Annotated in this window: 26 protein-coding genes and 1 other annotated feature; of the genes, 3 read left to right on the plus strand and 23 right to left on the minus strand. The window is 40.0% G+C overall.

The window, feature by feature from the left end; genetic code table 11:
• Positions 1–3: 3 nt before the first annotated feature.
• From leuC to gyrA, 13 genes are all read right to left on the minus strand, one after another.
• Positions 4–1,386 (minus strand): 3-isopropylmalate dehydratase large subunit, encoded by a 1,383-nt coding sequence (leuC, locus tag QM874_RS01760; protein WP_414315978.1) that lies wholly within the window; start codon positions 1,384–1,386, stop codon positions 4–6.
• 3 nt (positions 1,387–1,389) lie between these two features.
• Positions 1,390–1,659: a DUF1294 domain-containing protein gene (locus tag QM874_RS01765; RefSeq protein ID WP_414315979.1), complete on the minus strand. Its 270-nt coding sequence runs from the start codon at positions 1,657–1,659 to the stop codon at positions 1,390–1,392.
• A complete protein-coding gene (leuB, locus tag QM874_RS01770; protein WP_414315980.1) occupies positions 1,656–2,693 on the minus strand; it encodes a 3-isopropylmalate dehydrogenase in 1,038 nt (345 codons plus the stop codon). The genes QM874_RS01765 and leuB overlap by 4 nt, the downstream gene beginning before the upstream one ends.
• Positions 2,694–2,704: 11 nt before the next feature.
• Positions 2,705–4,267: a 2-isopropylmalate synthase gene (locus QM874_RS01775; protein WP_414315981.1), complete on the minus strand. Its 1,563-nt coding sequence runs from the start codon at positions 4,265–4,267 to the stop codon at positions 2,705–2,707.
• Between the two features lie 314 nt (positions 4,268–4,581).
• On the minus strand, positions 4,582–5,238 hold the full coding sequence (locus QM874_RS01780) for an MmcQ/YjbR family DNA-binding protein (RefSeq protein ID WP_414315982.1): 657 nt from the start codon (positions 5,236–5,238) through the stop codon (positions 4,582–4,584).
• 43 nt (positions 5,239–5,281) lie between these two features.
• Positions 5,282–5,914: a copper homeostasis protein CutC gene (locus QM874_RS01785; protein ID WP_414315983.1), complete on the minus strand. Its 633-nt coding sequence runs from the start codon at positions 5,912–5,914 to the stop codon at positions 5,282–5,284.
• A 96-nt stretch (positions 5,915–6,010) separates the two neighbouring features.
• Positions 6,011–6,367, minus strand: a complete 357-nt coding sequence (locus QM874_RS01790) for a YbaN family protein (RefSeq protein WP_223141085.1) — start codon at positions 6,365–6,367, stop codon at positions 6,011–6,013.
• Positions 6,368–6,474: 107 nt separating this feature from the next.
• Positions 6,475–8,562 (minus strand): type I DNA topoisomerase, encoded by a 2,088-nt coding sequence (gene topA / locus QM874_RS01795; protein WP_414315984.1) that lies wholly within the window; start codon positions 8,560–8,562, stop codon positions 6,475–6,477.
• A gap of 118 nt (positions 8,563–8,680) precedes the next feature.
• Positions 8,681–9,538, minus strand: coding sequence for a DNA-processing protein DprA (gene dprA / locus QM874_RS01800; protein ID WP_414316198.1), 858 nt, complete (start codon positions 9,536–9,538; stop codon positions 8,681–8,683).
• Positions 9,539–9,646: 108 nt separating this feature from the next.
• A complete protein-coding gene (gene dapA, locus QM874_RS01805) occupies positions 9,647–10,582 on the minus strand; it encodes a 4-hydroxy-tetrahydrodipicolinate synthase (protein ID WP_414315985.1) in 936 nt (311 codons plus the stop codon).
• Positions 10,583–10,720: 138 nt separating this feature from the next.
• Complete coding sequence (locus QM874_RS01810) at positions 10,721–11,797, minus strand: aspartate-semialdehyde dehydrogenase (protein ID WP_414315986.1); 1,077 nt, start codon at positions 11,795–11,797, stop codon at positions 10,721–10,723.
• A gap of 155 nt (positions 11,798–11,952) precedes the next feature.
• Positions 11,953–12,699 carry a class A sortase gene (locus QM874_RS01815; RefSeq protein ID WP_075229038.1) on the minus strand — a complete coding sequence of 249 codons (747 nt, stop codon included), beginning with the start codon at positions 12,697–12,699 and terminating at the stop codon, positions 11,953–11,955.
• On the minus strand, positions 12,699–15,167 hold the full coding sequence (gene gyrA / locus QM874_RS01820; protein ID WP_414315987.1) for a DNA gyrase subunit A: 2,469 nt from the start codon (positions 15,165–15,167) through the stop codon (positions 12,699–12,701). Before gyrA ends, QM874_RS01815 begins: the two co-directional genes overlap by 1 nt.
• A gap of 194 nt (positions 15,168–15,361) precedes the next feature.
• Here gyrA and QM874_RS01825 point away from each other — a divergent pair, with 194 nt between their 5' ends.
• Positions 15,362–16,348 (plus strand): L-lactate dehydrogenase, encoded by a 987-nt coding sequence (locus QM874_RS01825; protein ID WP_075229040.1) that lies wholly within the window; start codon positions 15,362–15,364, stop codon positions 16,346–16,348.
• A 65-nt stretch (positions 16,349–16,413) separates the two neighbouring features.
• On the opposite strand, the gene sdbB is transcribed toward QM874_RS01825, so the two are convergent.
• From sdbB to QM874_RS01875, 10 genes are all read right to left on the minus strand, one after another.
• A complete protein-coding gene (gene sdbB, locus QM874_RS01830) occupies positions 16,414–16,959 on the minus strand; it encodes a thiol-disulfide oxidoreductase-associated lipoprotein SdbB (RefSeq protein ID WP_414315988.1) in 546 nt (181 codons plus the stop codon).
• Positions 16,960–16,971: 12 nt separating this feature from the next.
• The gene (gene ccdA2, locus QM874_RS01835) at positions 16,972–17,679 is read right to left on the minus strand and encodes a thiol-disulfide oxidoreductase-associated membrane protein CcdA2 (protein ID WP_414315989.1); all 708 of its coding nucleotides are present in this window, start codon (positions 17,677–17,679) and stop codon (positions 16,972–16,974) included.
• A gap of 122 nt (positions 17,680–17,801) precedes the next feature.
• Complete coding sequence (locus tag QM874_RS01840) at positions 17,802–18,662, minus strand: methionyl aminopeptidase (protein WP_414315990.1); 861 nt, start codon at positions 18,660–18,662, stop codon at positions 17,802–17,804.
• 15 nt (positions 18,663–18,677) lie between these two features.
• Positions 18,678–19,955 carry a CBS-HotDog domain-containing transcription factor SpxR gene (gene spxR / locus QM874_RS01845; protein ID WP_414315991.1) on the minus strand — a complete coding sequence of 426 codons (1,278 nt, stop codon included), beginning with the start codon at positions 19,953–19,955 and terminating at the stop codon, positions 18,678–18,680.
• A complete protein-coding gene (locus QM874_RS01850) occupies positions 19,948–20,499 on the minus strand; it encodes a GNAT family N-acetyltransferase (protein ID WP_414315992.1) in 552 nt (183 codons plus the stop codon). The genes spxR and QM874_RS01850 overlap by 8 nt, the downstream gene beginning before the upstream one ends.
• Before the next feature lie 15 nt (positions 20,500–20,514).
• Complete coding sequence (locus tag QM874_RS01855; RefSeq protein ID WP_414315993.1) at positions 20,515–21,774, minus strand: UDP-N-acetylglucosamine 1-carboxyvinyltransferase; 1,260 nt, start codon at positions 21,772–21,774, stop codon at positions 20,515–20,517.
• Positions 21,775–22,051: 277 nt separating this feature from the next.
• Positions 22,052–22,345 (minus strand): 50S ribosomal protein L27, encoded by a 294-nt coding sequence (rpmA, locus tag QM874_RS01860; RefSeq protein WP_075229047.1) that lies wholly within the window; start codon positions 22,343–22,345, stop codon positions 22,052–22,054.
• Between the two features lie 16 nt (positions 22,346–22,361).
• Entirely contained in the window at positions 22,362–22,706 is a 345-nt protein-coding gene (locus QM874_RS01865; RefSeq protein WP_075229048.1) for a ribosomal-processing cysteine protease Prp, read from the minus strand.
• A 15-nt stretch (positions 22,707–22,721) separates the two neighbouring features.
• Positions 22,722–23,036 (minus strand): 50S ribosomal protein L21, encoded by a 315-nt coding sequence (gene rplU / locus QM874_RS01870; RefSeq protein WP_000109141.1) that lies wholly within the window; start codon positions 23,034–23,036, stop codon positions 22,722–22,724.
• 36 nt (positions 23,037–23,072) lie between these two features.
• Positions 23,073–23,160 (minus strand) — a sequence feature (ribosomal protein L21 leader region).
• 64 nt (positions 23,161–23,224) lie between these two features.
• Positions 23,225–23,911 (minus strand): YoaK family protein, encoded by a 687-nt coding sequence (locus tag QM874_RS01875; protein WP_414315994.1) that lies wholly within the window; start codon positions 23,909–23,911, stop codon positions 23,225–23,227.
• Positions 23,912–24,056: 145 nt separating this feature from the next.
• Here QM874_RS01875 and QM874_RS01880 point away from each other — a divergent pair, with 145 nt between their 5' ends.
• Positions 24,057–25,034, plus strand: coding sequence for a Gfo/Idh/MocA family protein (locus QM874_RS01880; RefSeq protein ID WP_414315995.1), 978 nt, complete (start codon positions 24,057–24,059; stop codon positions 25,032–25,034).
• Positions 25,031–26,113: a DEAD/DEAH box helicase gene (locus QM874_RS01885; protein WP_414270180.1), complete on the plus strand. Its 1,083-nt coding sequence runs from the start codon at positions 25,031–25,033 to the stop codon at positions 26,111–26,113. The genes QM874_RS01880 and QM874_RS01885 overlap by 4 nt, the downstream gene beginning before the upstream one ends.
• The last annotated feature ends 121 nt before the right edge of the window (positions 26,114–26,234 follow it).

The raw sequence follows: 26,234 nt of genomic DNA on the forward strand, positions 1-26,234 counted from the left end.
TCCTTACTGGGCTTCTGGCATTTGCCGTACATCTACGAAACGTCCTGCGATAGCTGCCGCAGCTGCCATAGCTGGGCTACAGAGATGAGTCTTAGCACCAAAGCCTTGTCGATCTTCAAAGTTACGATTGCTAGTTGAGGCACAATGAACACCATCTGGCACCTTGTCAGGATTCATCCCTAGGCACATGGAGCATCCTGGGTCTCTCCACTCGAAGCCGGCATCTAGAAATACCTTGTCCAAACCTAACTTCTCAGCAGCTCGCTTGACTGGTCGAGAACCAGGTACCACGATAGCCGTCAAATTTGGTGCGATCTTCTTCCCTTCTACAAATCGAGCCGCCAGTTGCAAATCACTAAGTCTAGCGTTGGTACAAGAACCAATAAAGACATAACCTAGTTGGATATCTGCCGGTTTTTGACCTGGTTGCAAATCCATGTAATGATAGGCTCGTTCATCATTCATATCCGTAATTTCTGGGAAACTAGAATCAAAGTCAACACCCATAGCGGGATTAGTACCCCAAGTCACCATAGGAGCCAATTTTGAGACATCCAAACGAATAACCTTATCATAAACGGCATCTTCATCACTAACCAGTCTTTTCCAATCAGCTACTGCTACAGCAAAATCCTTGGGAACACACTCTCGCCCCTTCAAATAATCATAAGTCCTCTGATCTGGATTCATAATTCCCATTTTGGAACCAAATTCGATGGACATATTGCAGATAGTCATTCGTTCTTCCATGCTAAGTGCATCAATGGCCTGACCTCGATACTCCACCACGTAGCCAACACCACAAGCAACACCGTATTTGGCAATCAAGGCTAGAATGAAATCTTTGGCATAAACCCCTTTTTGAGGAACTCCTGTGAATTCCACCAACATTTTTTTGGGTTTAACCTGCCAAATGGTTTGGGTTGCAAAGACATGTTCGACCTCACTGGTTCCAATACCGAAGGCAATCGCTCCAAAAGCTCCGTGAGTTGCAGTATGGCTATCCCCACAGACGATGAATTTCCCAGGTTGTGTTCTTCCTGTTTCGGGACCAACCATATGAACAATACCTTGTTTTTCTGAACCGTGGGCAGCATGTTCGATTCCAAACTCTTCAACATTTTCAGCTAACTTATCAATCTGAGCTTTGGAGATTACATCTCGAATATCATATATATTGACCGTCGGGACATTGTGGTCAAAGGTACCAAATGTTAAATCGGGTCGTCTCAATCTACGTCCTGCATCTCGCAATCCTTGAAAAGCTTGCGGACTGGTCACCTCGTGAATATAGTGCTGATCCACATACATGAGTTGAGGCTGTCCTTCTTCTCCTGTAATCACATGGAGGTCCCATAATTTATCAAAAATTGATTTTCCTGCCATTCATTACCTCCAAATAAAATATAAGACTACTAGTGTAGTCACTATTCCTAGGAACCAAACCGTTTTAAAATACCATTTTCTAGTCTTGTGATGAAAGGTAACACCTGCCAACCAAGCACCAAATCCACCAAGAAAGAATGCAAATGATAATAAATATTTTTCAGGGATGCGCCATGCACCTCTTTTTGCTTTAGATTTATCAATACCATAAATCATAAATACCAATAGATTCCAAATCAAAATAGCAAAAGTAATTCCTTGATTTATCTTCATAATCTTTCAATGATGGCTTCCGTCATTTCCTTGGTAGAAGCCTGTCCTCCTATATCTCTCGTTAAAATTCCTGCAGCTAAAGTTTGTTCAACAGCACGTTCGATACGCTCCGCATCCTCATATCGTTCAAAACTATCACGCAACATCATAGCAACTGATAAAATCATAGAAATAGGATTGGCGATTCCTAGGCCTGCTATATCAGGTGCCGAACCGTGAATCGGTTCATAGAGACTCGGACCATCTTCAGAGTGGCTGGCTGATGGCATAACTCCGAGTGTACCAGATAGAACGCTTGATTCATCAGATAAGATATCTCCGAAAAGATTCTCTGTCACGATAACATCGAACTTAGCTGGATTTGTAATCATGAGCATGGCAGCCGAGTCGACTAGCTGATGTTCCAAAGTTACATCCGGAAAATCCTGCGCAACTTCCTCAGCTACTTTCCGCCAGAGTTTTGAGGTCGCTAGAACATTTTGCTTATCGATACTGGTAACTATTTTTCTCCGACTTCTTGCAATTTCAAAAGCCTTGCGAATAATTCGTTCTACTTCCTCATAGCTATAATCGTTGATATCACGCGCTTTTTTCTCTTCAAGAATATGTTCACCAAAGTAAATACCACCTGTCAACTCACGTACTACTACAAAGTCAACACCAGCAATTCGTTCAGGCTTAAGAGGTGATAAGTGATTAAGACTCTCAAATATCTTTACCGGACGAATATTAGCATAGAGATTGAGTTCCTTACGAAGAGCCAGCAAGCCTTGTTCAGGTCGAACTGGAGCATCATCATACTGGGGACTACCGATAGCTGCTAGGAGAATAGCGTCTGCTTCTCTACATGCCTTGAGTGTTTCATCTGGTAAGGGATGACCTGTAGCATCAATACCCGCCCCTCCAAAAGGTCGTCTGTCAATCTCATAGTCAAAACCTGTTTTTTCAGCTAGAGCCTCCAAAACTTCTAAACCAGCTTCCATGATTTCTGGGCCTATACCATCACCTGCTAGGGCAACTATTTTCTTTGTCATAGAATTCTCCTTTAAACACTAGGCATGTCACGGTAGGAAAGATTTGGGCCGATCTCGCCAGTATTCTCTTTTTGAACAAAAGTATTGGCATTGATATAAGCAATAGCTGATGCTTTCAACACATCAAAATCAAGACCTGCTGCGTTAAAGATAGTTTCAGTATCTCTGTTTTCAACAGTGACCAAAACCCTTGCCTGGGCATCAATCCCATCAGTTACCGCATCAATCGTATAGGATACCAAGCGAACAGATTGATTAAAGAACTTATCGATAGCGTTAAAGATAGCCTCAACAGAACCTTGTCCAGTCGCATTAAAGTCGACTTTCTCACCATACAAATTAGCCAATCTGACAGTCGCTTCAATTTCATTTTCCGCATGAGTTTGGAGTTGTAGATCATCGAAGTGGAAGCCTTCTGGATTTTCAACCATGGTGCCAGCTACCAGAGCTCGAATATCAGCATCTGTGATTTCTTGCTTCTTATCTGCCAAAGCCTTGAACTTAGTAAAGAGTGGCTTGATATCTTCGTCTGTAAAGTCTAGAGCCAAATCTCTTAGTTTCTCAACAAAAGCATGGCGACCAGACAATTTACCGAGTGGAAGACTATTACTCTTGGCACCAACCAATTCAGGTGTAATGATTTCATAAGTGAGAGGATTTTTAAGAACACCATCTTGGTGAATACCTGATTCGTGAGAGAAGGCATTTCCTCCAACAACCGCCTTATTTTTTGGAACTGGAATTCCTGAGAAACGAGAGACCATTTCAGACGTATTAATCGTTTCGTTTAGGACAATACTTGTCTCTGCTTGGTAATAATCTTGGCGAATATTGAGGGCCACCGCTATTTCTTCTAAAGCAGCATTCCCAGCTCTTTCTCCAATACCGTTAATGGTTCCTTCAACACGTCCTGCCCCATTCTTGATAGCAGCAAGGCTATTGGCAACTGCCATTCCAAGGTCATCATGACAGTGAGGCGAATAGATAATCTGACGGTCAGTTTTAACATTGTCAATCAGATACTTGAAGATATTCCCATATTCCTCTGGTGTGGTAAAACCAACCGTGTCAGGAATATTGATATAGGTTGCACCTGCGTCTACCGCTGTTTGAACGACTTGTAAGAGGAAATCCAGCTCAGTTCTAGTCGCATCTTCAGGAGAGAATTCTACCACTTCAAATTTACTCCGTGCATAGGAAACATGCTCTTTAATAGCTTCCAATATTTCCTCTTTGCTTTTATTCAACTTAAATTCACGATGAATAGGACTAGTAGCGATAAAAACATGGATTTGTGGATACTTAGCTTCCTTCAGTGCTTCATAACAAGCATCAATGTCTGATTTAACAGAGCGAGCTAAACCAGTCACCGCTGTTTTCTTCAAGACTTTTGCGATTTCCTGAACTGCAGTAAATGAGTCTGGACTAGCTGCTGGAAAACCAGCTTCAATTGCCGAAATTCCCCATTTTTCCAGTTGTCTTGCAATGGCAATCTTTTCCTTGATCGAAAAATTAACACCTGGTGTCTGCTCACCATCTCGAAGGCTAGTATCTAGAAATTCAACTGTTCTCATAAGATTTCCCCTTTTCTAAATTCGGTTTTAAAAAAACATCTCGCTCGGAGTTCCAAGCGAGATGTTGATTTACTCCCGCTTGGTAAGCCAAACAGGACTAATGCTTTTGCACTAGCCCGAGTACCTCAACAACAAAGCAAATTGATTAAACTTAGCTGTTTTCATGTTTGACTTTCTCCTTCGTTTGATATCTTGTTTAGTATTTTAGCATAGGAAAAAACACATGTCAAGAAAAAATCCAATATTTTCTGAAAATTTCTTCAGTAAAGAATATTTTGCCAATTGAAAGTATTTGAAAAATCAAGTAAATCTAATTACTTTTTCAAGGTCAAGTTCCAACTTTTTTCGATCAATTCAAACACCTCTTCATCTGCTAAACTGTCAGCAAGTGGCACACTTATCCAGTAGCGCTTGTTCATATGAAAGGCTGGATAAATCCCTTTTTTTACCAACAAATCAGATACTTGATCATGTTTGAGATTGACTGCTTCCACTAGTCCTTCTCTGCCATTTTCAAGCTTATCCCAAGAGATTCTCATCAAAACAGCATACCACTTTTGATTGTCTTCATGGCGCAAAACAGCTGTATCAGGGGATTTCTCCCATAGATATTCCAATTGATTTCCATACTTTTCTTGAACAACTGCCATAATTCTCTTAGTCTGTGGACAGAGAAATCCCTGCACGTCAAAACAGGCCTTTCGAATGTCATAAAGAACTTCTAAACAAGCCTCTCGAACAGTTCCAACAAAAGTACCTCTCATACTGGCCATATGAACTTGAGGATAAAGATCGCCAGTTTCTTGGTCATAAACTTGAAAACTTAAGTCTCCATCCTCAACTGTAACTATCATGAGAAAATCTCCGTGCAAGATAGTCGAACTATGGTTCCATACGCCTTGATTTTCTTCAAATCCATACTCTTTAGCCTTTTTACTATTAAACTGATAAGCTTTAAAAATTTCAAACATAAGCGAAAACTGCTACCAAAAGCTAGCAGTTCCTTTCTATTTTTTAAAAGACGACCTTAGTTCCATGTAATTGTGTCACACCCAGTCGGTCAATAAAGGTTTGACGGTTGTCCATGTCAATCCCTCCACCAGGTAAAATTTCAATTTTTCCTGCAGCGTGTTCTAGAATTCTATGATAATGAGCAAAACGTTTCTCTAGAGAATCGCCAGATAGGCCAGCACGAGTCAAGATGCGTGTCACTCCAGCTTGGCTGAGCCAATCAATGGCTTCTAACTGATCTTGTTCGCTCAATTCATCAAATGCCATATGGAAAACAATTTCCATACCTTTAGATGCAGCAATCAATTTTTCAAGATTGACTTTGTCCAACTTCTTATCAGCAGTCAATGCACCAAAGACAACGCCTTGGCTTCCTGCTTGAGCAGTTAGAGCGATGTCCTCAAGCATGATGGTAATTTCTAAATCATTGTAGACAAAATCACCACCACGTGGTCGAATCATAGTCATAATGGTCGTATCGTAGTCGGCAGCCAGTTCCACAGCTGCCTTGGTCACTCCGTAACTTGGAGTTGTTCCACCAACTGCTAGATTGTCACAAAGCTCGATGCGGCGAGCTCCTGCCTGCATAGCTTTTTCAAGCAAGGTTACATTTTCAGCACAAAATTCGTAAATCATTTGATTCTCCTTGAAGATTACTTTAAATTTATTATATCATATTATTTTGAATATGTTTTTATTTTTATCAAGGGAAATCGTTACTTATTAAAACTATTATTTATCAGGAATCACCTTGAAAAGATAGTAGGTGATAAAGATGGTTAAACATCCCAGACCGATTTTGACTGGTAAAAGAGGAGCAAAATAAATGGAAATTCCCATCAAGATATAAATCGATACAATAATTTTTTTCTTACGTTCACGCGCAATAGACTTGGTCTCACGAAAGTCCGCTACGTAAGTCTGATAAAGTTTGGTATGATAGAGCCAATCTTCAAAACGCTTGGAACTTCTCGAAAAACAAGCAATAGACAACAAGAGAAAGGGTGTTGTTGGCAACAAGGGCAAGACAACTCCAACAATAGCCAGAGCTAATGACAGAAATCCAATAATCAGATAAATAATACGCATAACTTCTCCTAGTTTAAAATAATCAACTACTAGTTTCCCACAAAGTAAGGAATTTTGTCAAGCCTTTACTAAAAAGAGCCTGAAATTTACTTTCAGGACTCATTTTTTTATTTGATTTTTTCTTCTTCGTAATCACCATTGCTACAAACGATTTGCTTACCGCCACCACGGACTTTTTTCTCCATGAGGAAGTTACCACATTTTGGACAATCTCGTCCAACAGGTTTATCCCAAGAAGTGAATTCACACTCTGGATAGCGATTGCAACCATAAAAGATACGATTACGCTTGGTTTTTCTTTCAATGATTTGTCCTTGATGACAGCTTGGACACTCAACACCAATCTCTTTCACGATAGCCTGTGTATGACGGCAATCTGGGAAATTGCTACAAGCATAAAACTTACCAAAACGACCAAGTTTAATGACCATCGGACTACCACACTCTTCACAATCAAATCCTGCTGGCTCATCCTTGATCTGGATTTTTTCCATCTCCTCTTCGGCTTTGGCAACCTCTTTAGAGAAGGGTTTGTAAAATTCATCAATGACTCGTTGCCATTGTTCTTTACCGACTTCGACATCATCAAGTTTTCTTTCCATTTCAGCTGTAAAGGTCACATTGACAATATCAGGGAAGTACTCAACAATCAGTTTGTTAACAATTTCTCCCAATTCAGTCGGTTCAAAACGCTTGGCTGCCAAACGCACATAATAGCGCTTTTGAATAGTTTCAATGGTTGGTGCATAAGTTGATGGACGTCCAACTCCATTTTCTTCCAAAGTCTTAATTAGTGTTGCTTCCGAATAACGTGCTGGGGGTTGAGTAAAGTGTTGCTCAGGTTTGCTATTGACCTGTTTGACAACATCACCAACTGCCATGTCCGGCAACATCTTATTCTTATCTGAGTCATTGTAAATGGCCAAGTAACCATCAAATTTAACCTGACTGCCATTTGCTGCAAATTGAACTCCATTTTGAGAGAGCTTAACAGCCATGGTATCAAAGATGGCACCAGTCATCTGACTCGCTACAAAACGGTTCCAGATAAGGGTATAGAGTTTGAGTTGGTCTTTATCTAAGTATTTAGCAATTTTTTCTGGCGTGTTAAAGACACTTGATGGGCGAATAGCCTCATGGGCATCTTGGGCACCAGTAGCATTTTTGACCTTGCTACCATGCTTAGAATACTTACTACCAAAACGTTCATTGATGTAGCTTGCAGCTTCATTTTGTGCAACTGGACTGATACGCGTCGAGTCTGTACGCATATAGGTGATCAAACCTTGGACGCCCGTACCAATGTTAATCCCTTCATAGAGTTGCTGGGCAACCATCATGGTCTTTCGAGTACGGAAATTGATCTTGTTAGCTGCATCCATCTGCATAGTTGAGGTAGTATAAGGTAGTGGAGCGTTACGCTTGCGCTCTTTTTTATCTACCTGATCCACTGTAAAGTCTTTGCTAGACAGATGAGACAAGACTTCTTTGACCTCTTCATTGGTAGCCAATTTCATTTTCTTGCCATTCATTCCATAGAAGGATGCTTGGAATTGCTTAGTCCCCTTTTTGAAGACTCCATCAATCGTCCAATATTCTTCTGGTTGAAAGGCATTGATTTCATTTTCACGGTCAATGATTAGCTTAAGGGCAACAGATTGCACGCGCCCTGCTGATAAGCCCTTCTTAACCTTTTTCCATAAAATTGGTGAAATAGAATAACCTACCAAGCGGTCCAAGACACGACGGGCTTGTTGGGCATCCACCAAATCCATATCAATTTTACGAGGTTCTTTAAAGGCATTTTTTACCGCATCTTTTGTAATCTCGTTGAAAACAACACGGTTAGCATCATTCTCATCTAGATTCAGAATATGGGCCAAATGCCAAGAAATAGCTTCTCCTTCACGGTCCGGGTCACTCGCGAGGAAGACTTTATTGGCTTTTTTTGCTTCTTTTTTCAAGTCATTGATCAGAGGACCTTTTCCGCGAATATTGATATATTGGGGCTCGTAGTTATTCTCAAAGTCGACCGACATACTGGATTTTTTCAAATCACGGATATGACCGACGCTTGCTAAAACTTTATAGTTTCTACCCAAATATTTTTCAATCGTTTTAGCCTTTGCAGGCGACTCCACGATTACTAGATTTTTTTTAACTGTTGATTTTTTCTTCTTTGTTGCCGTAGCCACAGTATCACACCTTTTCAAAGTAATAAACTTTATAAAGTGTAAACCATTTTTAGAGACCTGTCAAGACTTAACTACTATATATAGAAGAAAAGTTTGATTATTGAAATCTTATAGACTTCTAAAATTCAAATTCTGCCAAGACATCTTGACCACTTGTAACCAGCTTTGCCCCCTCTTGGACCAAATGATGACAACCATCTGAACGTCCATCTAGAATACTACCTGGAATGGCAAAGACATCTCTTCCTTCTTCCATAGCTCGTTCACATGTAATCAAACTTCCTGAACGCATCTTAGCTTCTGCAACAATTACACCCCTACATAACCCTGCTATAATCCGATTTCTTGCTGGAAAATGATATTTCAAAGGTTCTTCACCAGGCCCATATTCACTGAGGAGTAAGTGATATTGACCGATGTAGTCCTGCAAACGTTTATTCGATCTAGGATAGTAGACATCTAAACCAGTACCAATGACAGCAATAGTTTTTCCACCACTTTGAAGAATAGACATATGAGCTGCCGTATCAATTCCCCTAGCAAGACCACTGACAATGACTAGTTCATTCTCCAATTCTTGAACAACCTTACGGACTGATTTTGTACCTGACTGACTACAAGTGCGACTTCCAACAACCGCAATTTTGGGCAACTTTAATAAGTTTATATCCCCCTTATAGAAAAGCAGAACTGGTGCGTCGTAGATTTCACAAAGGGCAAAAGGGTAGACATCATCTAAAATGGAGAATGACGGAAATTTCTCAAAATCTCTCTTTAAACGCTCCATACTCTCAAGGCTTAGTTTGTGGTATCGTTCCATAAAGAGAATGGGATTACGACATTCAGAGGCCTCAGCAATAGTCTCTAAGCTTAACTCTTGATCATAAATTTCTCCGAATTGAAGAACTTTCAATACCTGCTGATTACTTAAACCTGCTTGCTTCAACTTATAGATCTCAAAATTATCAATTTTTATCTTCATCATCGACTCCTTGTTTATCTCTCTAGTTATTTATTCGTAAATAAAAGAAAAAACTTCCTAACAAAAATATTTTGTTTAGGAAGTTAATCATTCATCGAATTATTAATAGTCTGGACGAAGAACACCAGTTACTGTCGCTTTAGTTGCTTCATAGTCAGCATCTATAACAACCTTGATGATGCGTTTAGCATCTTCTTCTGGAGCTGGAACTAAAGGCAAACGAGTTGGCCCAGCTTCAAATCCCATATAATTCAGCACAGCTTTAACAGGAGCTGGACTTGGATATGAGAAGAGAGCATTGACTTTAGGAATAAATTGTCTCTGAATTGCAGCTGCTTTTTTAATATCACTGTTAGCGATAGCTGTGAACATCTCATACATTTCATCACCATTTGTATGCGATGCGACAGAGATAACTCCATCAGCACCCAAGTTCATCGCATGGAAGGCATCTCCATCCTCACCCGTATAAATCAAGAATTCCTCTGGTTTATGCTCGATCAAATAAGCCATATTAGCAAGGCTGGTACATTCTTTGACACCGATAATATTTGGATGTTCCGCCAAACGAAGCATGGTCTCAGGAGTTAATTCTACCACTACACGACCTGGGATATTATAGAGGATAATTGGCAAATCAGATGCATCGGCAATAGCTTTAAAGTGCTGGTACATCCCTTCTTGAGACGGTTTATTGTAGTAAGGAACAATGGCAAGTCCTGCTGCAAAGCCACCAAACTCTGCTACTTCTTTAACGAACTCAATCGAGTCACGTGTGTCATTTGTACCGATACCAGCAATCAAAGGAACACGCCCCTGAACCACCTTTTGAACCGCTGCAAAAAGCTCCAGTTCCTCATCGTGGGTAAGAGTTGGACTTTCAGCAGTAGTTCCCGCTAATAGAATTCCATCTGTATGATGGGCCAATAAGTGCTCAATCAAGTCTGGAATTGCATCAAAATTTATAGAGCCATCTGCATGAAAGGGAGTTATAAAAGCTGTGATGATTTTGCATTCTTTTAAATCTTGATAGGACATATAAACACCTTTCTCTATATAAGAAAGAGGCTGGGGCATACTTGCCTTTGCCTCCTGTTCTGTAAGTAAAACAAGTAGATTCGCTAGATAGCGAAGGAGAAATCATACTCTTCGAGTTACTGATTTCTGTTTTGCTCCCTATTTCAATTCAAATTTTAATTCAGCTGTTGGGCGTACTAGACCACGTTCGTGAAGAGTTTCTGCGATTTGAACTGAATTCCAAGCTGCACCTTTAAGAAGATTATCAGATACTACCCACATGTGGATACCTTTTTCAGCATCCAAGTCCTTACGAATACGACCTACAAAGGTATCGCGTGAACCAACTGCATTGATAGCTTGTGGATAGATTTGATTAGCTACATCATCCTCCAAAACTGCGCCTGGGAAAGCAGCAATAGCAGCTTTGACTTCTTCAATTGGAGCAACCTCTTTTGTTTCAATATAAACTGATTCTGAGTGAGCTGACAAGACTGGAATACGCACGCAAGTTGCTGAAACAGCGATACTATCGTCTTCCATGATTTTCTTAGTTTCCTTAGTCATCTTCATCTCTTCATAAGTGTAATCATTGTCTGTGAAAAGATCGATTTGTGGAAGAGCATTGAAGGCAATTGGATAATGCTTATTATCACCACCTGAGGGCAGAATATCAGCTTGCAAATCACGTGGATTTACACCATCATTCAAAACTTCACGAAGTTCACGTTGCGTTTCAAGGATAGCACCCATGCCCGCACCTGAAACAGCTTGGTAAGTTGAAACGATGATACGATCCAAGCCCCATTTTTGACGAACTGGTTCAAGAGCCACCATCATTTGGATTGTTGAACAGTTAGGGCAGGCAATGATTCCGTTATGGGCATCAAGGGCATGAGCATTGACTTCAGGAACAACCAATGGTACATCTGGATTTTGACGGAAATAAGAAGTATTGTCAACTACCACTGCACCTGCTTTAACTGCATATGGTGCATACTTAGCTGATGTCGAACCACCTGCTGAAAAGAGAGCAATGTCAACTCCTTCAAAAGCTGTTTCAGTCGTTTCCTCAATCGTAATATCTTGATCTTTAAATTTCAAAGTCTTACCTGCTGAACGTGCAGAAGCAAGTAAACGGATTTTTTCGATTGGAAGTATTGATTCTTCCAACATTTTTATCATCTGAGCACCGACAGCACCTGTCGCGCCGACTACAGCAACTGTATATCCCATAAGTAACCTCTTTCGGAATTTTCTAAAAATTTCTATAATAGAAACATTATACTACTTTTTCATAAAAATGAAAAGTCTTTTCTATATCAATTTTCTGAATGAATAAGAAAAAGGCTCGCTAATTCTAGCGAATCCTTTTTCAATAATCTTATTTATTAATATCTTTGCTTGTAAGGCTTATTAAAGGCCTCTAAGACATCTGATGGAGTTTCTGCATAAGATTTCATCTCTTTGAAATCTCCCTTTACGATAATCCGTTCTGTTGCGTTATAGTCCACACAGGTTACCAAAGTAATCTCATTAATACCCTCACGATCTTCTATTTCATCAACACGATCAGGTGTAACGTGTTTGACTTCACGAATAACGTAGGTATAAACCTTTTCCTTGTCAGTCAGATAGATTTTCATGCCTTCTTTGGCATTGACCAAAGGTGAGAAGAGCATCTGACTTGCATTTTCAGCGGTAAAAATATGGTGACTAGCTAGAGAATAATTTCCCTCTCCCATTTTTTGATTTGGTTTCATGGTTCCTGCTCCATAGAACAAGTTAACATTATCCAAACCTTTAAAGATAGGTAGGTTAATCTCTACTTCAGGAATGGCAATTCCTCCAATAACAGGAAGTTGTTGGGCATCCCACTGGGCAGATAAAACCGCTTCGGATGAGATAGCCTTTACAGAATCGAAATCAAAATTTCCTTCTATTTCCAAGTTTTCTTCAAGCTTTTCCTTTGTTACTTGGCTCACTTGATACTTATTGGTATTCCAAACCATAAAGATATCACGAATTTTCGAGTTAAAGATCAGAGCAATTGATAGCACGATTAAGAATCCTGCTAGGATATTAATGAGTAGATTCTTACGTTTATTTTTTTTACTTACATTCTTTTTTTGAGACATTATGCTTCACTTTCTGTTTCTTTTTCTGTCCCAACTTCTTCTTTCTCCGCAGCTGCAACACTTGTAAAGGTCACAATCTTGGCATTCTCGTCTAGACGCATGACTTTCACTCCCATGGTTGAGCGTCCAGTTTGAGAAATATTGGCGACATTAGTCCGAATCATCACACCGGTATCTGTAATGATCATCAAATCTTCATCTCCTTTAACAGTTAGAAGACCCGCAAGTGGACCATTTTTATCAGTCACATTGGCTGTTTTCATTCCTTTACCAGCACGGCCCTTAGTTGGATATTCGGTGGCAACTGTACGTTTCCCATATCCTTTTTCGGTGATGATAAGAACCTCATCTTGGTCGGTAATCACTCTAGCACCAACTACTGTGTCACCTTCACGGAGATTTACTCCCTTAACACCTGTAGCGCTTCGACTCATGTCACGGACTGAAGACTGGTTGAATCGAACTGCATATCCTAATTTAGTACCAATGATGATATCTGTGTCTTTCTCAGTTAGTAAGACATTAATCAATTCGTCCTCATCCTTCAGATTCAAGGCTTTCAGACCATTTTGTCGGATATTGGCAAATTCTTTAACACTGGTTCTCTTAACAATACCAGCTCGTGTCGTAAAGAAGAGATAGGCATCATCACTGCGTTCAGATTCGACATTGATAATGGTTTGAATGCTTTCACCTTCGTCTAGTTTCAGAAGATTGACAACTGGCAAACCCTTAGCAGTGCGACCATATTCTGGAATTTCATATCCCTTAAGACGATAGACACGTCCTTTATTGGTAAAGAAGAGCAAATGATCATGAGTGCTGGTCGAAACCAACTCACGGACAAAGTCATCATCCTTGACTCCAGTTCCTTGAACGCCACGTCCACCTCGTTTTTGAGCTGTGAACTCGTCTTGGTCCAAACGTTTGATGTAGCCTTTGTTTGATAGAGTGATGAGAACATCAGATTCTTCAATCAAGTCTTCATCTTCAAGTGTCAAAACTTCTCCGACCATCAATTCAGTACGACGTTTATCACCAAATTTGCGCTTCACTTCATCAAGTTCTTCTTTGATAATTTGCGAAACACGCTCTGGCTTAGCAAGAATATCTGCCAAGTCAGCAATCAAGGCAATGAGTTCATCATACTCTGACTGAATCTTATCACGTTCCAAACCTGTCAAACGGCGAAGACGCATATCAAGAATTGCCAAGCTCTGACGTTCAGATAACTTGAACTTGCTCATCAATTCTGCTTGGGCTTCTGCATCAGTTTCGCTTGCACGAATAATGCGAATAACTTCATCAATATGATCCAGAGCAATCAGCAAACCTTCCAAGATATGGGCGCGTGCCTCAGCTTTCTCTTTGTCAAATTGAGTACGACGAGTCACCACTTCTTTTTGGTGCTCAATATAAGCATCCAAGATTTGGCGAAGAGATAAGATCTTTGGAACACCATTCTGGATAGCCAGCATGTTAAATCCAAAGCTAGTTTGCATCTGAGTCATCTTGAACAAATTATTCAAAATAACATTCGCAGATGCATCACGCTTCACTTCAATTACGAAGCGAACTCCCTCACGGTTAGATTCGTCACGAACGGCTGTAATACCTTCAATACGTTTTTCTTGAACTAAACGCACAATATGCTCATGGACTTTAGTCTTGTTGACCATATATGGGAATTCAGTAACAACGATACGTTCGCGACCTGTTTTTGTTTCCTCGATTTCAGTACGAGAACGAAGAATAATCGAACCCTTACCTGTTTCATAAGCCTTATGAATACCTGATTTCCCCATAACAAGGGCACCAGTTGGGAAGTCTGGACCAGGTAGGACTTCCATCAAATCTTTGGTGGTAACTTCTGGATTATCCATAACCAACTTAACAGCATCAATGGTTTCACCCAAATTATGAGGTGGAATATTGGTCGCCATACCAACAGCAATCCCTGTAGCTCCATTGACCAAAAGATTTGGGAAACGAGCTGGGAGAACCACAGGTTCACGTTCATTGGCATCATAGTTATCTACAAAATCAACCGTGTTTTTATTGATGTCACGAAGCATCTCAAGAGCAATCTTACTCATTCGTGCTTCAGTATAACGCTGGGCAGCGGCTCCATCACCGTCCATAGAACCAAAGTTTCCATGACCGTCTACAAGCATGTAACGGTAGCTCCACCATTGAGCCATACGAACCATAGCTTCATAGATAGATGAGTCCCCGTGTGGGTGGTATTTACCCATGACATCCCCTGTAATACGGGCAGATTTCTTATGGGGTTTGTCAGGTGTCACACCCAATTCGTTCATACCGTAAAGAATACGACGATGAACTGGTTTCAATCCATCTCGAACATCAGGAAGGGCCCGCGATACGATAACACTCATGGCGTAGTCGATAAAGCTGGTCTTCATCTCCTTTGTCAGATTGACATTCACTAAATTTTTATCTTGCATTAACAAATGCCTCATTTCACTATTAGTAACTAGATATATTATACCATAGTTTGCCTTAGATTTCAGGCTTCCAATCCGACTAAAACGTTTACATGTCTAAGTGGAGGTTATATCCGTGACAAAGCTATTTAAAAGTGATAGAATGTAATCAAATAGGCGAAGCCCTTAAAAAAATAAAGGAGATGTTTAGACAAATGACACTAACTAAACAACACAAAAAAGTTATCCTTGTCGGCGACGGTGCCGTAGGTTCTTCTTACGCTTTTGCACTTGTTAACCAAGGTATTGCACAAGAACTTGGTATCATTGAAATTCCTCAATTGTTTGAAAAAGCTGTTGGTGATGCAGAAGACCTTAGCCACGCGCTTGCCTTCACTTCACCTAAGAAGATTTATGCAGCTTCTTACGATGACTGTGCAGATGCGGATCTTGTAGTTATCACTGCAGGTGCTCCACAAAAACCAGGTGAAACTCGTCTTGACCTTGTTGGTAAAAACCTTGCAATCAACAAATCTATCGTCGAACAAGTTGTAGCGTCAGGTTTCGATGGCATCTTCCTTGTAGCAGCTAACCCAGTTGACATTTTAACTTACTCAACTTGGAAATTCTCAGGTTTCCCTAAAGAACGCGTTATCGGTTCAGGTACTTCACTTGACTCAGCTCGTTTCCGTCAAGCACTTGCTGAAACTATCGGTGTTGATGCTCGTTCAGTCCATGCCTACATCATGGGTGAACACGGTGACTCAGAGTTTGCTGTTTGGTCACACGCTAACGTAGCAGGTGTTAAATTGGAACAATGGTTGCAAGCTAACCGTGACTTGAATGAAGCTGACCTTGTTGAACTCTTCATCTCAGTTCGTGACGCAGCTTACTCAATCATCAACAAAAAAGGTGCTACTTACTATGGTATCGCTGTTGCCCTAGCTCGTATTACAAAAGCAATCCTTGATGATGAAAATGCAGTTCTTCCACTTTCAGTATTCCAAGAAGGTCAATACGGAGTTGAAAACGTCTTTATCGGTCAACCAGCTATCGTTGGTGCACATGGTATTGTTCGTCCAGTTAACATCCCATTGAACGACGCTGAAACTCAAAAAATGCAGGCATCTGCTCGTGAATTGCAAGAAATTATTGACGAAGCATGGAAAAATCCAGAATTCCAAGCAGCTTCTAAAAACTAATTTAATTTAATATTAAAAAAGAAATGTCTAGACAAATCAATCTAGACATTTTTTTGATAATGACTTTAATCCATTTGAGCAAAAGCCGCTTCAGCGTCTGCATTACTAATCGCTCCAAGCTGAATTTTTCCAATTTTCCCTTGTGAGTCAATCAAAATTTCTGTTGGAATACTTCGAATTTGATAGGCTTGGAATGTTGCACCTTCTGTATCATACAAGACTGGAATATCTTTATAACCTTGTTCCTGATACCATTTTGGGAATTGATCAACAGTTTTTTCACCTTGAAGCCCTGGCGCAATCACCGATAAAATTTCGAAATCACGGTCAGTCTTAGCAGCAAGCTCCATCAATTCTGGCATACTTTTACGGCAAGGCCCACACCAAGATGCCCAGAATTTGAGATAAACTTTTTTACCTTTGTAATCAGACAATTTTACTTCTTTTCCATCCATAGATTGCAAAGTAAAATCTGGTGCTTCTTTTCCGACTGCAACTTGTTGTAAGCTGGGTTGTTGTTGATTTTGACTTTGTTTGCTTTCCTCTTGCCCACAAGCAGTCAAAAGAAAGAGTGATAAACAACTAAGTCCAAGACATATAATTTTTTTCATCTTTAACTCCTTTTATCCAAATATTCCTGATAGTACATTTAATTGCCCAAATATCAATAGTATTCCCATAAGAATAATGAGCAGACCTCCAATTTTCTTAAGCAAGAGAATATGAGGTTTTATTTTACTAAAATAAGGCATGACAAAACCAGACGCCAAAGCTAATAGTAAAAATGGAAGAGCCATTCCCATAGTGTAGACTAAGGTTAATAAAGCACCTTGAAGGGCTCCATTGCCTCCTGAAGCTGCAAGAGCTAGCACTGAGCTTAAGACTGGACCGATACATGGCGTCCAACCAAAGCTAAAGGTGATACCAAGAAGAAAAGCTGATAGATAGTGACCAGATTGACTCTGCTTGAAGTTAAGCGTCTTTTGTACTTCTAGCTTGCGCAAATGGAGGACCTCCATCTGATGTAAACCGAGGATTATAATGATAGTGCCCATGACATAGCGGAACCAGTCAGCATAGAGTAAATGACCAAGAAAGCCCGCTCCAAATCCCAGAATAAAGAAGATGACCGATATCCCTCCAATAAAGCAAAGGGTCCGTATCAAGCCTGACCAGGCTACATCTCTCCCCAAAAAACGAAAGGTCCTTGATCTCTCTTGATTATCTAAAAGTATACCCGCATAGACAGGTAATAAGGGAAAAATGCAGGGAGAAAAGAACGATAAAACTCCCGCTAAAAAAACGGAGATAAAAAATAAACTACTTTCCAATTAATGACCTTCTTTCAAAATTTTCACTTTATATTTTACTACAAATAACATTATAAGTCTTAACTTTGCTACGCTATTATTTTATAGAAAACAAAAAGGAGCTTAGCTCCTTAAAAATCTTATTAATACGTTCCTTTTTCACCTTGGCTTGTCAAAATTACAGGGCCATCCTTGGTAATAACAAACTGATGCTCGTATTGACATGATAGACCACCATCGATGGTTTTATGAGCCCAACCTGTTTTCATATCAGTATCGATTTCCCAATCACCTGTATTGATCATAGGTTCAATTGTCAAAACCATACCTTCACGAAGGCGAAGGCCACGACCTGCGACACCGTAGTTTGGAACCATTGGTTCTTCATGCATAGTTGGACCAACACCGTGGCCAACAAGATCACGGACAACACCGTATCCACGACTCTCAGCATATTCCTGAATCGCCGCACCAATATCACCGATACGATTTCCTACAACTGCCTGTTCAATACCTTTATACATAGCTTCCTTGGTAACATCCATCAAGTTTTTCACTTTCTCAGATGGAGTACCTATAGCATAAGCCCAACAAGAATCAGCTAAGCCACCAGTAAAGCTTTGAGTATATTTTTTCATCTGCTCAACATTGTTAAAGTTGAGTTTAGAAACATTGAGGTCTGACTTGGCAATAGGTCCACCTAGAACCATATCAACCTTGAGAAGATCACCCTCTTTGAGAATATAATGACGAGGGAAGGCGTGGGCTACTTCGTCATTGAGCGAACAGCAGGTTGCATATGGATAATCCATGATGGCTCCGTCCACACCGATTTGTAGAGGAAGATAATTTTCCTCTTTACAACGTCGGCGAACATACTCTTCTACTTCCCACATATCTACACCTGGCTTGATGATATCACGCAAGCCAATGTGAATGCTTGCAAGAAAATCACCGGCCTTATCCATTGCTTCAATTTCTCTTGCTGATTTTAATGTAATCATGTTTACTCCTAGATTCTAATTAATTTTTACAGTTACATTTGCTTTTGATACAATCTGATGATTGAGGTAAATATCATAATCAATGATAGCAGAGCGTCTGGTGTGGTGAATAATTCTAGCTTGAATCCGTAAAATGTCATCAATCTGAACAGCTTGCAAAAAATAAATCAACATCTGTTCAATGATCAGGTTACGCCCGCTATTAACGACTAAATCTTGGGTCATATGAGTCAAGATTTCTGAAAGAACTCCATTGGCTAGGACACCATTTTTTTCTAACATGAAGGGTTCAACTGTAATGACCACTTCATCATGGTGATAGGACAACTTCTGCCCAATCTGTTCTGAAAAGGTTGGTAGAGCTGAAACTTGAGAACGACTCATCTTTTCCATGACGTCACGCCTAGTAATGACACCTAGCAAGGTCTGGTTACTGCGCACAACTGGAACCATCTCAAAATCTTCAGCAATCATTCTCTGACTAACGTTCGCGATATTCGTCGCTAGTCCAGTCATATAAACAGTTCGAGTCATGACCTTGTCAATGGTCGTACCTGGTGATTTATCACCTGCATCTCGCATGGTTACTACACCAACGACAACCTGATGCTGATTAATAACAGGAAAACGGCTACTTCTATTTTTGCGAACCAGGTCTAAATAGTCTTTAACTGTGTCTGTTTCCTGTAAATAACCATATTCATGACTAGTACGATAGATTTTTTCGACTGTCAGAATATCTGTCTTAATCTGGACATTTGACAAGGCTCGGTTAATCATGGTCGCAATCGTGAATGTGTCGTGTTTACTACGTAAAACTGGGATATTTTTCTTATTGGCTGATTCTAAAACATCTTCGTGAACTTCAAATCCACCTGTGACTAGAACTGCATTTTCATTTTCAAGTGCCAATAATTGGATTCGTGTTCTGTCTCCAACAATGAGTAGTCCACCATCGTGAAGATAGGATAGAATATTCTTTTCAGTCATGGCACCGATGGAAAATTTGCTAAATTCTCTATCTAATCCATCCTGACCTGCCAAAACTTCTGATCCTGTGACTTCTGCAATCTCTGCAAAGGTTAATTTTTCAATTGCTACTTTTTTAGATTTTACCCGAACTGTTCCACTACGTGGTCTGGTTTCAACTAAACCTCTGTTCTCAGCCTCTTTAATAGCCCGATAAGCAGTACCATCACTTACTCCGAGTCGATTTGAAATACTGCGAACACTAACGCGTTTTCCTACTGGTAATTCTTCTAAATAAGCTAAAATTTCTTGATGTTTACTCATTCAGATCTCCTTTAGTATAGCGGAATTCTAGATAATCTCGCATCTTTCGGGTATAGCGATCACTGCCTTTAAAGCGACGATAAAGACTAAAACCTGACTTTTGCGCTACCTTCTGACTAGCACCATTTTCCAAATGCGTTACGATTGATAATTGCTTTAAGCCAAATTGATCCATTGACAGTTCACATAACTTAGTTACCGCTTCTGTCATATATCCCTTAGACCAATACTCTTTCTTTAAAAAATAGCCAATTTCCGCTTCCTTCTTAATCTCATCAAGTTTCTCAAACTTGATGGAACCAATCATCTTCTCATCCTTCTTATCGCAGATCGCCCAGATTCCCAAAGGTGACTTCATAAAATAGTTGGCAAGGGCATATTGACTTTCCTCAATGCTGGCTTGCGTAGGAAAAATAAATTGTAGATTCTCCGGATCAGATGCTAGAGCATGAAATTCAGCAGCGTCGGCAAAAAAGAAGGGACGGAAATATAACCGTTCCGTCTCATAGAAAGAAAACATTGCTAATTTTGTCCAGATATTCATATTAATCCTCTAAGATTAGTCTTCGATTAGTTCAATATCTGCTCCGAGGTTTCGTAATTTCTCGATAATATTTGAGTAGCCTCGAAGGATAAATTCAACATTGGTAATTTCAGTTCTTCCTTCAGCCATCAAACCAGCAATCACCAGTGCTGCACCTGCACGTAGGTCTGTCGCCTTGACATTTGCACCGTGTAAAGGATTGCCTCCTTTATAAATGATGTGATCGTTTGTTGTGGAGATATCTGCATTCATTTTTGCCAATTCGAAAACATGGTTGACACGTTTTTCATAAATAGTGTCAATCAATGTTCCACGCCCCTCTGCTTTTAATAGCAAAGGTGTAATTGGTTGTTGAAGGTCAGTGGCAAAACCTGGATATGGCGCTGTCTTAATGTTGATAGCCTTTAAGTTAGATTGTTCTTCAACAAAAATACTATCTTCAGACACAGTCATACGAACACCCATTTCATCCAATTTGGCAATGAAACCTTCCAAGTGCTCGTACAAGACATTATTGATACGAATTCCTTGACCAACAGCTGCAGCCATGGAAATATAAGTACCTGCTTCAATACGATCGGGAATAACTTGATGGCGAGTTCCATGAAGGCTCTCAACACCATCAATGATAATCATGTCAGTACCTGCACCACGGATACGAGCTCCCATATTGTTTAATAGAGTAGCTACATCTATAATTTCAGGCTCACGGGCAGCATTCTCAATGACTGTACGACCCTTGGCTTTGACAGCTGCTAACATGGTATTAATAGTTGCACCCACACTGACTGTATCCATGTAAATGTTTGCACCATGTAGCATTGACCCCTGAGCAGAGAGATTCATGTTATCTCCCTCATAGCTTGTCTTAGCTCCCATTGCTTCAAAAGCTTTTAAGTGTAGGTCGATTGGACGTGGACCTAAGTCACACCCTCCTGGTAACCCTACAGTTGCTTCACCAAATCGCCCCAAAAGGCTACCGTAAAAGTAATAGGAAGCTCGAAGACTGTTAATTTTACCATAAGGCATCGGTTTATTCTGAACACCACGAGGGTCAATCTCTAAAACATCATCATAGCGTTTGACACTAGCTCCCATGATTTCCATAATTTCAATAAGACTCGCCACATCAGAGATGTCTGGAACACAATCCAGGATCACCACATCATCAGCTAAAATAATGGCGGGTATCAAGGCAACGACACTATTTTTAGCACCGCTAATCGTGATTTCCCCTTTTAATGGTCTTCCACCGTTAATGACAATTTTTTTCATGTTATACTCTTTCACTATTTATTATGAAGGTCTCACCCTACATTATACCATATTTGATTCATAATAGCTATTCCTTTAAAAGAAATAAGTCAACACTCGTCTTTAGATAGGCTTAAAAAACTTAGAAACAAATTCGCATTTCTATCGGATTTTAAAAATCGGTACCAAAACAAAAAAATAGGCTCTCCGAAAACTCGGAAAGCCTTATTTAATGCTACTTCTAGCTTCCTCGCCTTTTCATTTCAAGGCTCGGGATAAAAAGGTTCACTGGACCTTTTTATTTTGCGATTGGGTAAACAGAAACTTGTTTTTTATCGCGACCTTTACGTTCAAAGCGTACTACGCCCTCAACTTTAGCGAACAAAGTATCGTCTCCACCACGTCCAACGTTTACACCAGGATAGATGTGTGTACCACGTTGACGGTAAAGGATAGATCCACCAGTTACAGTTTGTCCGTCAGCTGCTTTAGCTCCAAGACGTTTCGCTTGTGAATCACGTCCGTTTGATGTAGAACCTCCACCTTTTTTGTGGGCGAAAAGTTGCATGTTAGTAAGAGTCATTTTTAACATAATGTTTTCCTCCGTGTTAGTTTTCTGTGATAACTCTGGTTTGGACGAACTCAGAAGAGTCCTCCGATAAGTTTGCCATTCCTAAGAAAAATGATTCAAAGAACAACTGAGTCATTTCTCTTTGATGTGAAGGGATATCTTTAGGGATTTCCACCATTAGATAACCGTCTTCATCTTCGTTTAATTGTAAGATTGGTTCATAGCCTGCAAATTTCTCAATTGAATTGACAAAGTTAGTGGCAAGCGTAGAAACCGATGCACACACGACGTCAAAGCCGTTTTCGCCAATTTTGGCGTGTCCAGTAATCTCCGCACTCCTCAGCTCGCCATCTTCGGCTCTCTCAAAGACTGCTTGTATCATGTGTTCTCCTTAAAATTAAGCGTTGATTGCGTTGATGACAACTTTAGTATATGGTTGACGGTGACCTTGTTTACGGTGGCTACCTTTTTTAGGTTTGTACTTGTAAGTAACAACTTTCTTTTGTTTTCCTTGTTTTTCAACAGTTCCAACTACAGTAGCTCCAGCAACAAGTGGAGTTCCGACAACAGTGTTTTCACCACCAACAAGAACAACTTCGTTAAAAGTAACTTCTTGACCAGCTTCAACGTTCAATTTTTCAACGTAAACTGCTTGACCAACTTCAACTTTAACTTGTTTTCCGCCAGTTTTGATAATTGCGTATGTGCTCATTATGCACCTCCTATGATTTTTGGGGGTTTCCCCGTATTTTTTGTGAAGACTCGCCTAGCATCGTGGGACGAACCACTTAAACTTGATAAATCAAGCAACGATGTTCGTGCGGTTGCACAGGACTGTGCATAGTCAACTCTACAAGTATAGCACGATTCCTATTTTTTGACAAGCATTTATCATCAAAATTAAGCTTTTTCTCCGACTTTTTTCCTCCAAGATGCAAAAAGCATGCTTAGATAAAAAATACTCATCATGAGTGGAATCCCTAAAATTGTCTTCTCTTCATAAAAAATACTCAGATAAGCTGAGACAACAACTCCTAGAACAAAACTCGATAACAAACTTACAAAGATTAGACCTTCTCGCAAAAAAGGAGTATGTTTGGTTCGAACATAGTCCCCGAAAGCCAGCATAGTTCGTTTAATATTGCCCGTCATAAAAGCATTATTATAGGCAATACCCGAAACTTCACCGAAGGCTGTTGTCACAAGTCCCATACAAAATGCAAGCGGCGGAACTATAAAGTGATTATCGACTGTTAAAGGTACAAATCCGATAATCAAGGATAAAACTCCCAAAGGAACAAGGGATAGAATTGGTTTTTTTACAATTTTCAATTTTTCCTTGTAAATAGTTAGGAGAAATACTCCCAACATGAAGGACAAAAGGGTCAATATTTTCACTTCAGCATCTGCTACATTGTGTTGAACGATTCCAACTGATAAAAAAACCACATTTCCAGTTTGACCTGCGACTAGGGTATTCCCTCTTTCGATAAAAGTATAAGCATCTACATATCCTGCACAGAAAGTCAAAAAAAGCGCCAATCTTTTTGAATGACGAGAAATTTTTCTCATTGGTAATAATCTCATACTACACTCCTAATTCTACTAAAACTATTGTACCATTTTCTCTTAATTTTTCGAAGTGTCAAATAAAAGATTTGTCTCCCTTTGGCTAGTTTAGCCTATCTGTGATATAATGAAAGCAGTCATTACTTGTAGAAAAGGAGATTTCATGCTAAAACTTGGTATTATCGGTACTGGTGCAATCAGTCACCACTTTATAGAAGCTGCTCATACTAGTCAGGAATTCCAGTTAGTGGCTGTTTATTCAAGAAAGCTCACGACTGCTCAGCAATTTACTAGTCCTTATCAAAATGTTAGTCTATTTGATAATTTAGAGGATTTCTTCCAGTCTGAATTTGATGTTGTCTATATCGCAAGTCCAAATTCTCTACACTTTACTCAAGCTAAGGTCTCTTTATCTGCTGGCAAGCATGTTATCCTTGAAAAACCAGCTGTGACTCAACCCCAAGAATGGCAAGAGTTAATTCAAATAGCTCAGGAGCATCACCGTTTTATCTTTGAAGCAGCAAGAAACTATCACGAAGATGCTTTTGCTACAATTAAAGACTTTCTTGCAGATAAGCAAGTTTTAGGGGCAGATTTTAATTATGCCAAGTATTCTTCCAAGATGCCAGACCTACTTGTTGGAAACACTCCAAATGTATTTTCAGACCGTTTTGCTGGTGGGGCTCTTATGGACTTGGGTATTTATCCTATCTACGCTGCAGTTCGCTTGTTTGGTAAGGCACTTGATGCGTCCTATCAAGCTCAACAACTTGACAACACCATTGATTTAAATGGAGATGGTATCTTATCTTATCCCGGTTATCAAGTCCATATCAAGGCTGGTAAAAATATTACTTCTAATCTTCCTTGCGAAATATATACAACAGATGGAACCTTGACGCTCAACACTATTGAACATGTCCGCTCAGCTATTTTCACAGATCATCAAGGTAATGAAACACATCTACCTATTCACCAGGCACCTCATACCATGACTGAGGAGGTCGCTGCTTTTGCTAACATGATCAAGCAGTCAAACCCAGAACTTTACCAAGCTTGGTTAGAGGATACGTCACACGTCCATAACCTAATTTACACTTTGCGCCAGACTGCTGGCATTAGATTTGAGGCAGAAAAATGAAAACCAAACTACCTACAGAATGGCTAGAGCTAACCGAAAAACTCGGCTTTCAAGAATTCACACCTATTCAAACTCAGCTTTTTGATCCGATTTTAGACGGTCAAACCCTCCTTGGCGTCAGTCCAACAGGAACTGGTAAGACCCTTGCTTATCTCCTACCAAGTCTTCTTCGTCTACAAAAGAAAAAAGCGCAACAACTATTGATTTTAGCACCAAATACTGAACTGGCTGGTCAGATTTTTGAGGTAACTAAAACCTGGGGTGAAGCTATTGGCTTGACTTCTCAGCTCTTCCTGTCAGGTTCGAGTCAGAAACGCCAAATCGAACGACTGAAAAAAGGACCAGAAATTCTAATTGGAACTCCTGGTCGTATCTTTGAACTGATTAAATTGAAGAAGATCAAGATGATGAATGTGGAGACTATTATACTTGATGAGTTTGACCAGTTGCTAGATGATTCTCAAATCCACTTTGTAGAAAAGATTACCCACTACGCACCTCGTGACCATCAACTTATTTACATGAGTGCCACTACCAAGTTTGACCAAGATAAGATTGCGCCTAACACGCGCACCATCGATCTCTCTGATCAAAAGTTGGACAACATTCAACACTTCTACATGCAAGTAGACCAACGTCATCGAGTAGATATGCTTAGAAAACTGGCACATGTCGAGGACTTCCGCGGACTGGTATTCTTCAATAGCTTGTCAGACCTTGGAAGTGCCGAGGAAAAATTGCAGTATCGTGATGTTTTAGCTGTTTCATTAGCTAGCGATGTCAACGTCAAATTTAGAAAAGTTATCTTAGAAAAATTCAAAGATAATCAGCTAACACTACTTCTTGCGACAGACCTTCTAGCTCGTGGTATCGACATTTATAGCCTGGAATGTGTGCTCAACTTTGACGTCCCTAGAGATATTGAAACCTATACTCACCGTGCTGGACGTACAGGTCGTATGGGTAAAGAGGGATATGTTATTACCCTCGTTACACATCCAGAAGATCTTAAAAAACTTAAGAAATTTGCAAGTGTACGTGAAATTGTCTTGAAAAATCAAGAACTCTATATCAAATGAGAGTGGGACAGAAATCGGTAATTCGTTAGAATTCGATTTCGTCGTCCCACCTCCGCACAGTTGAGTAGGGCTGTAAAAGATGATGAAATCAGCGTAGTAGAGCCCACTCAACCACTGCGTC

The sequence above is a fragment of the Streptococcus infantis genome (assembly GCF_047463615.1).
Classification (GTDB): Bacteria; Bacillota; Bacilli; order Lactobacillales; family Streptococcaceae; genus Streptococcus; species Streptococcus infantis_X.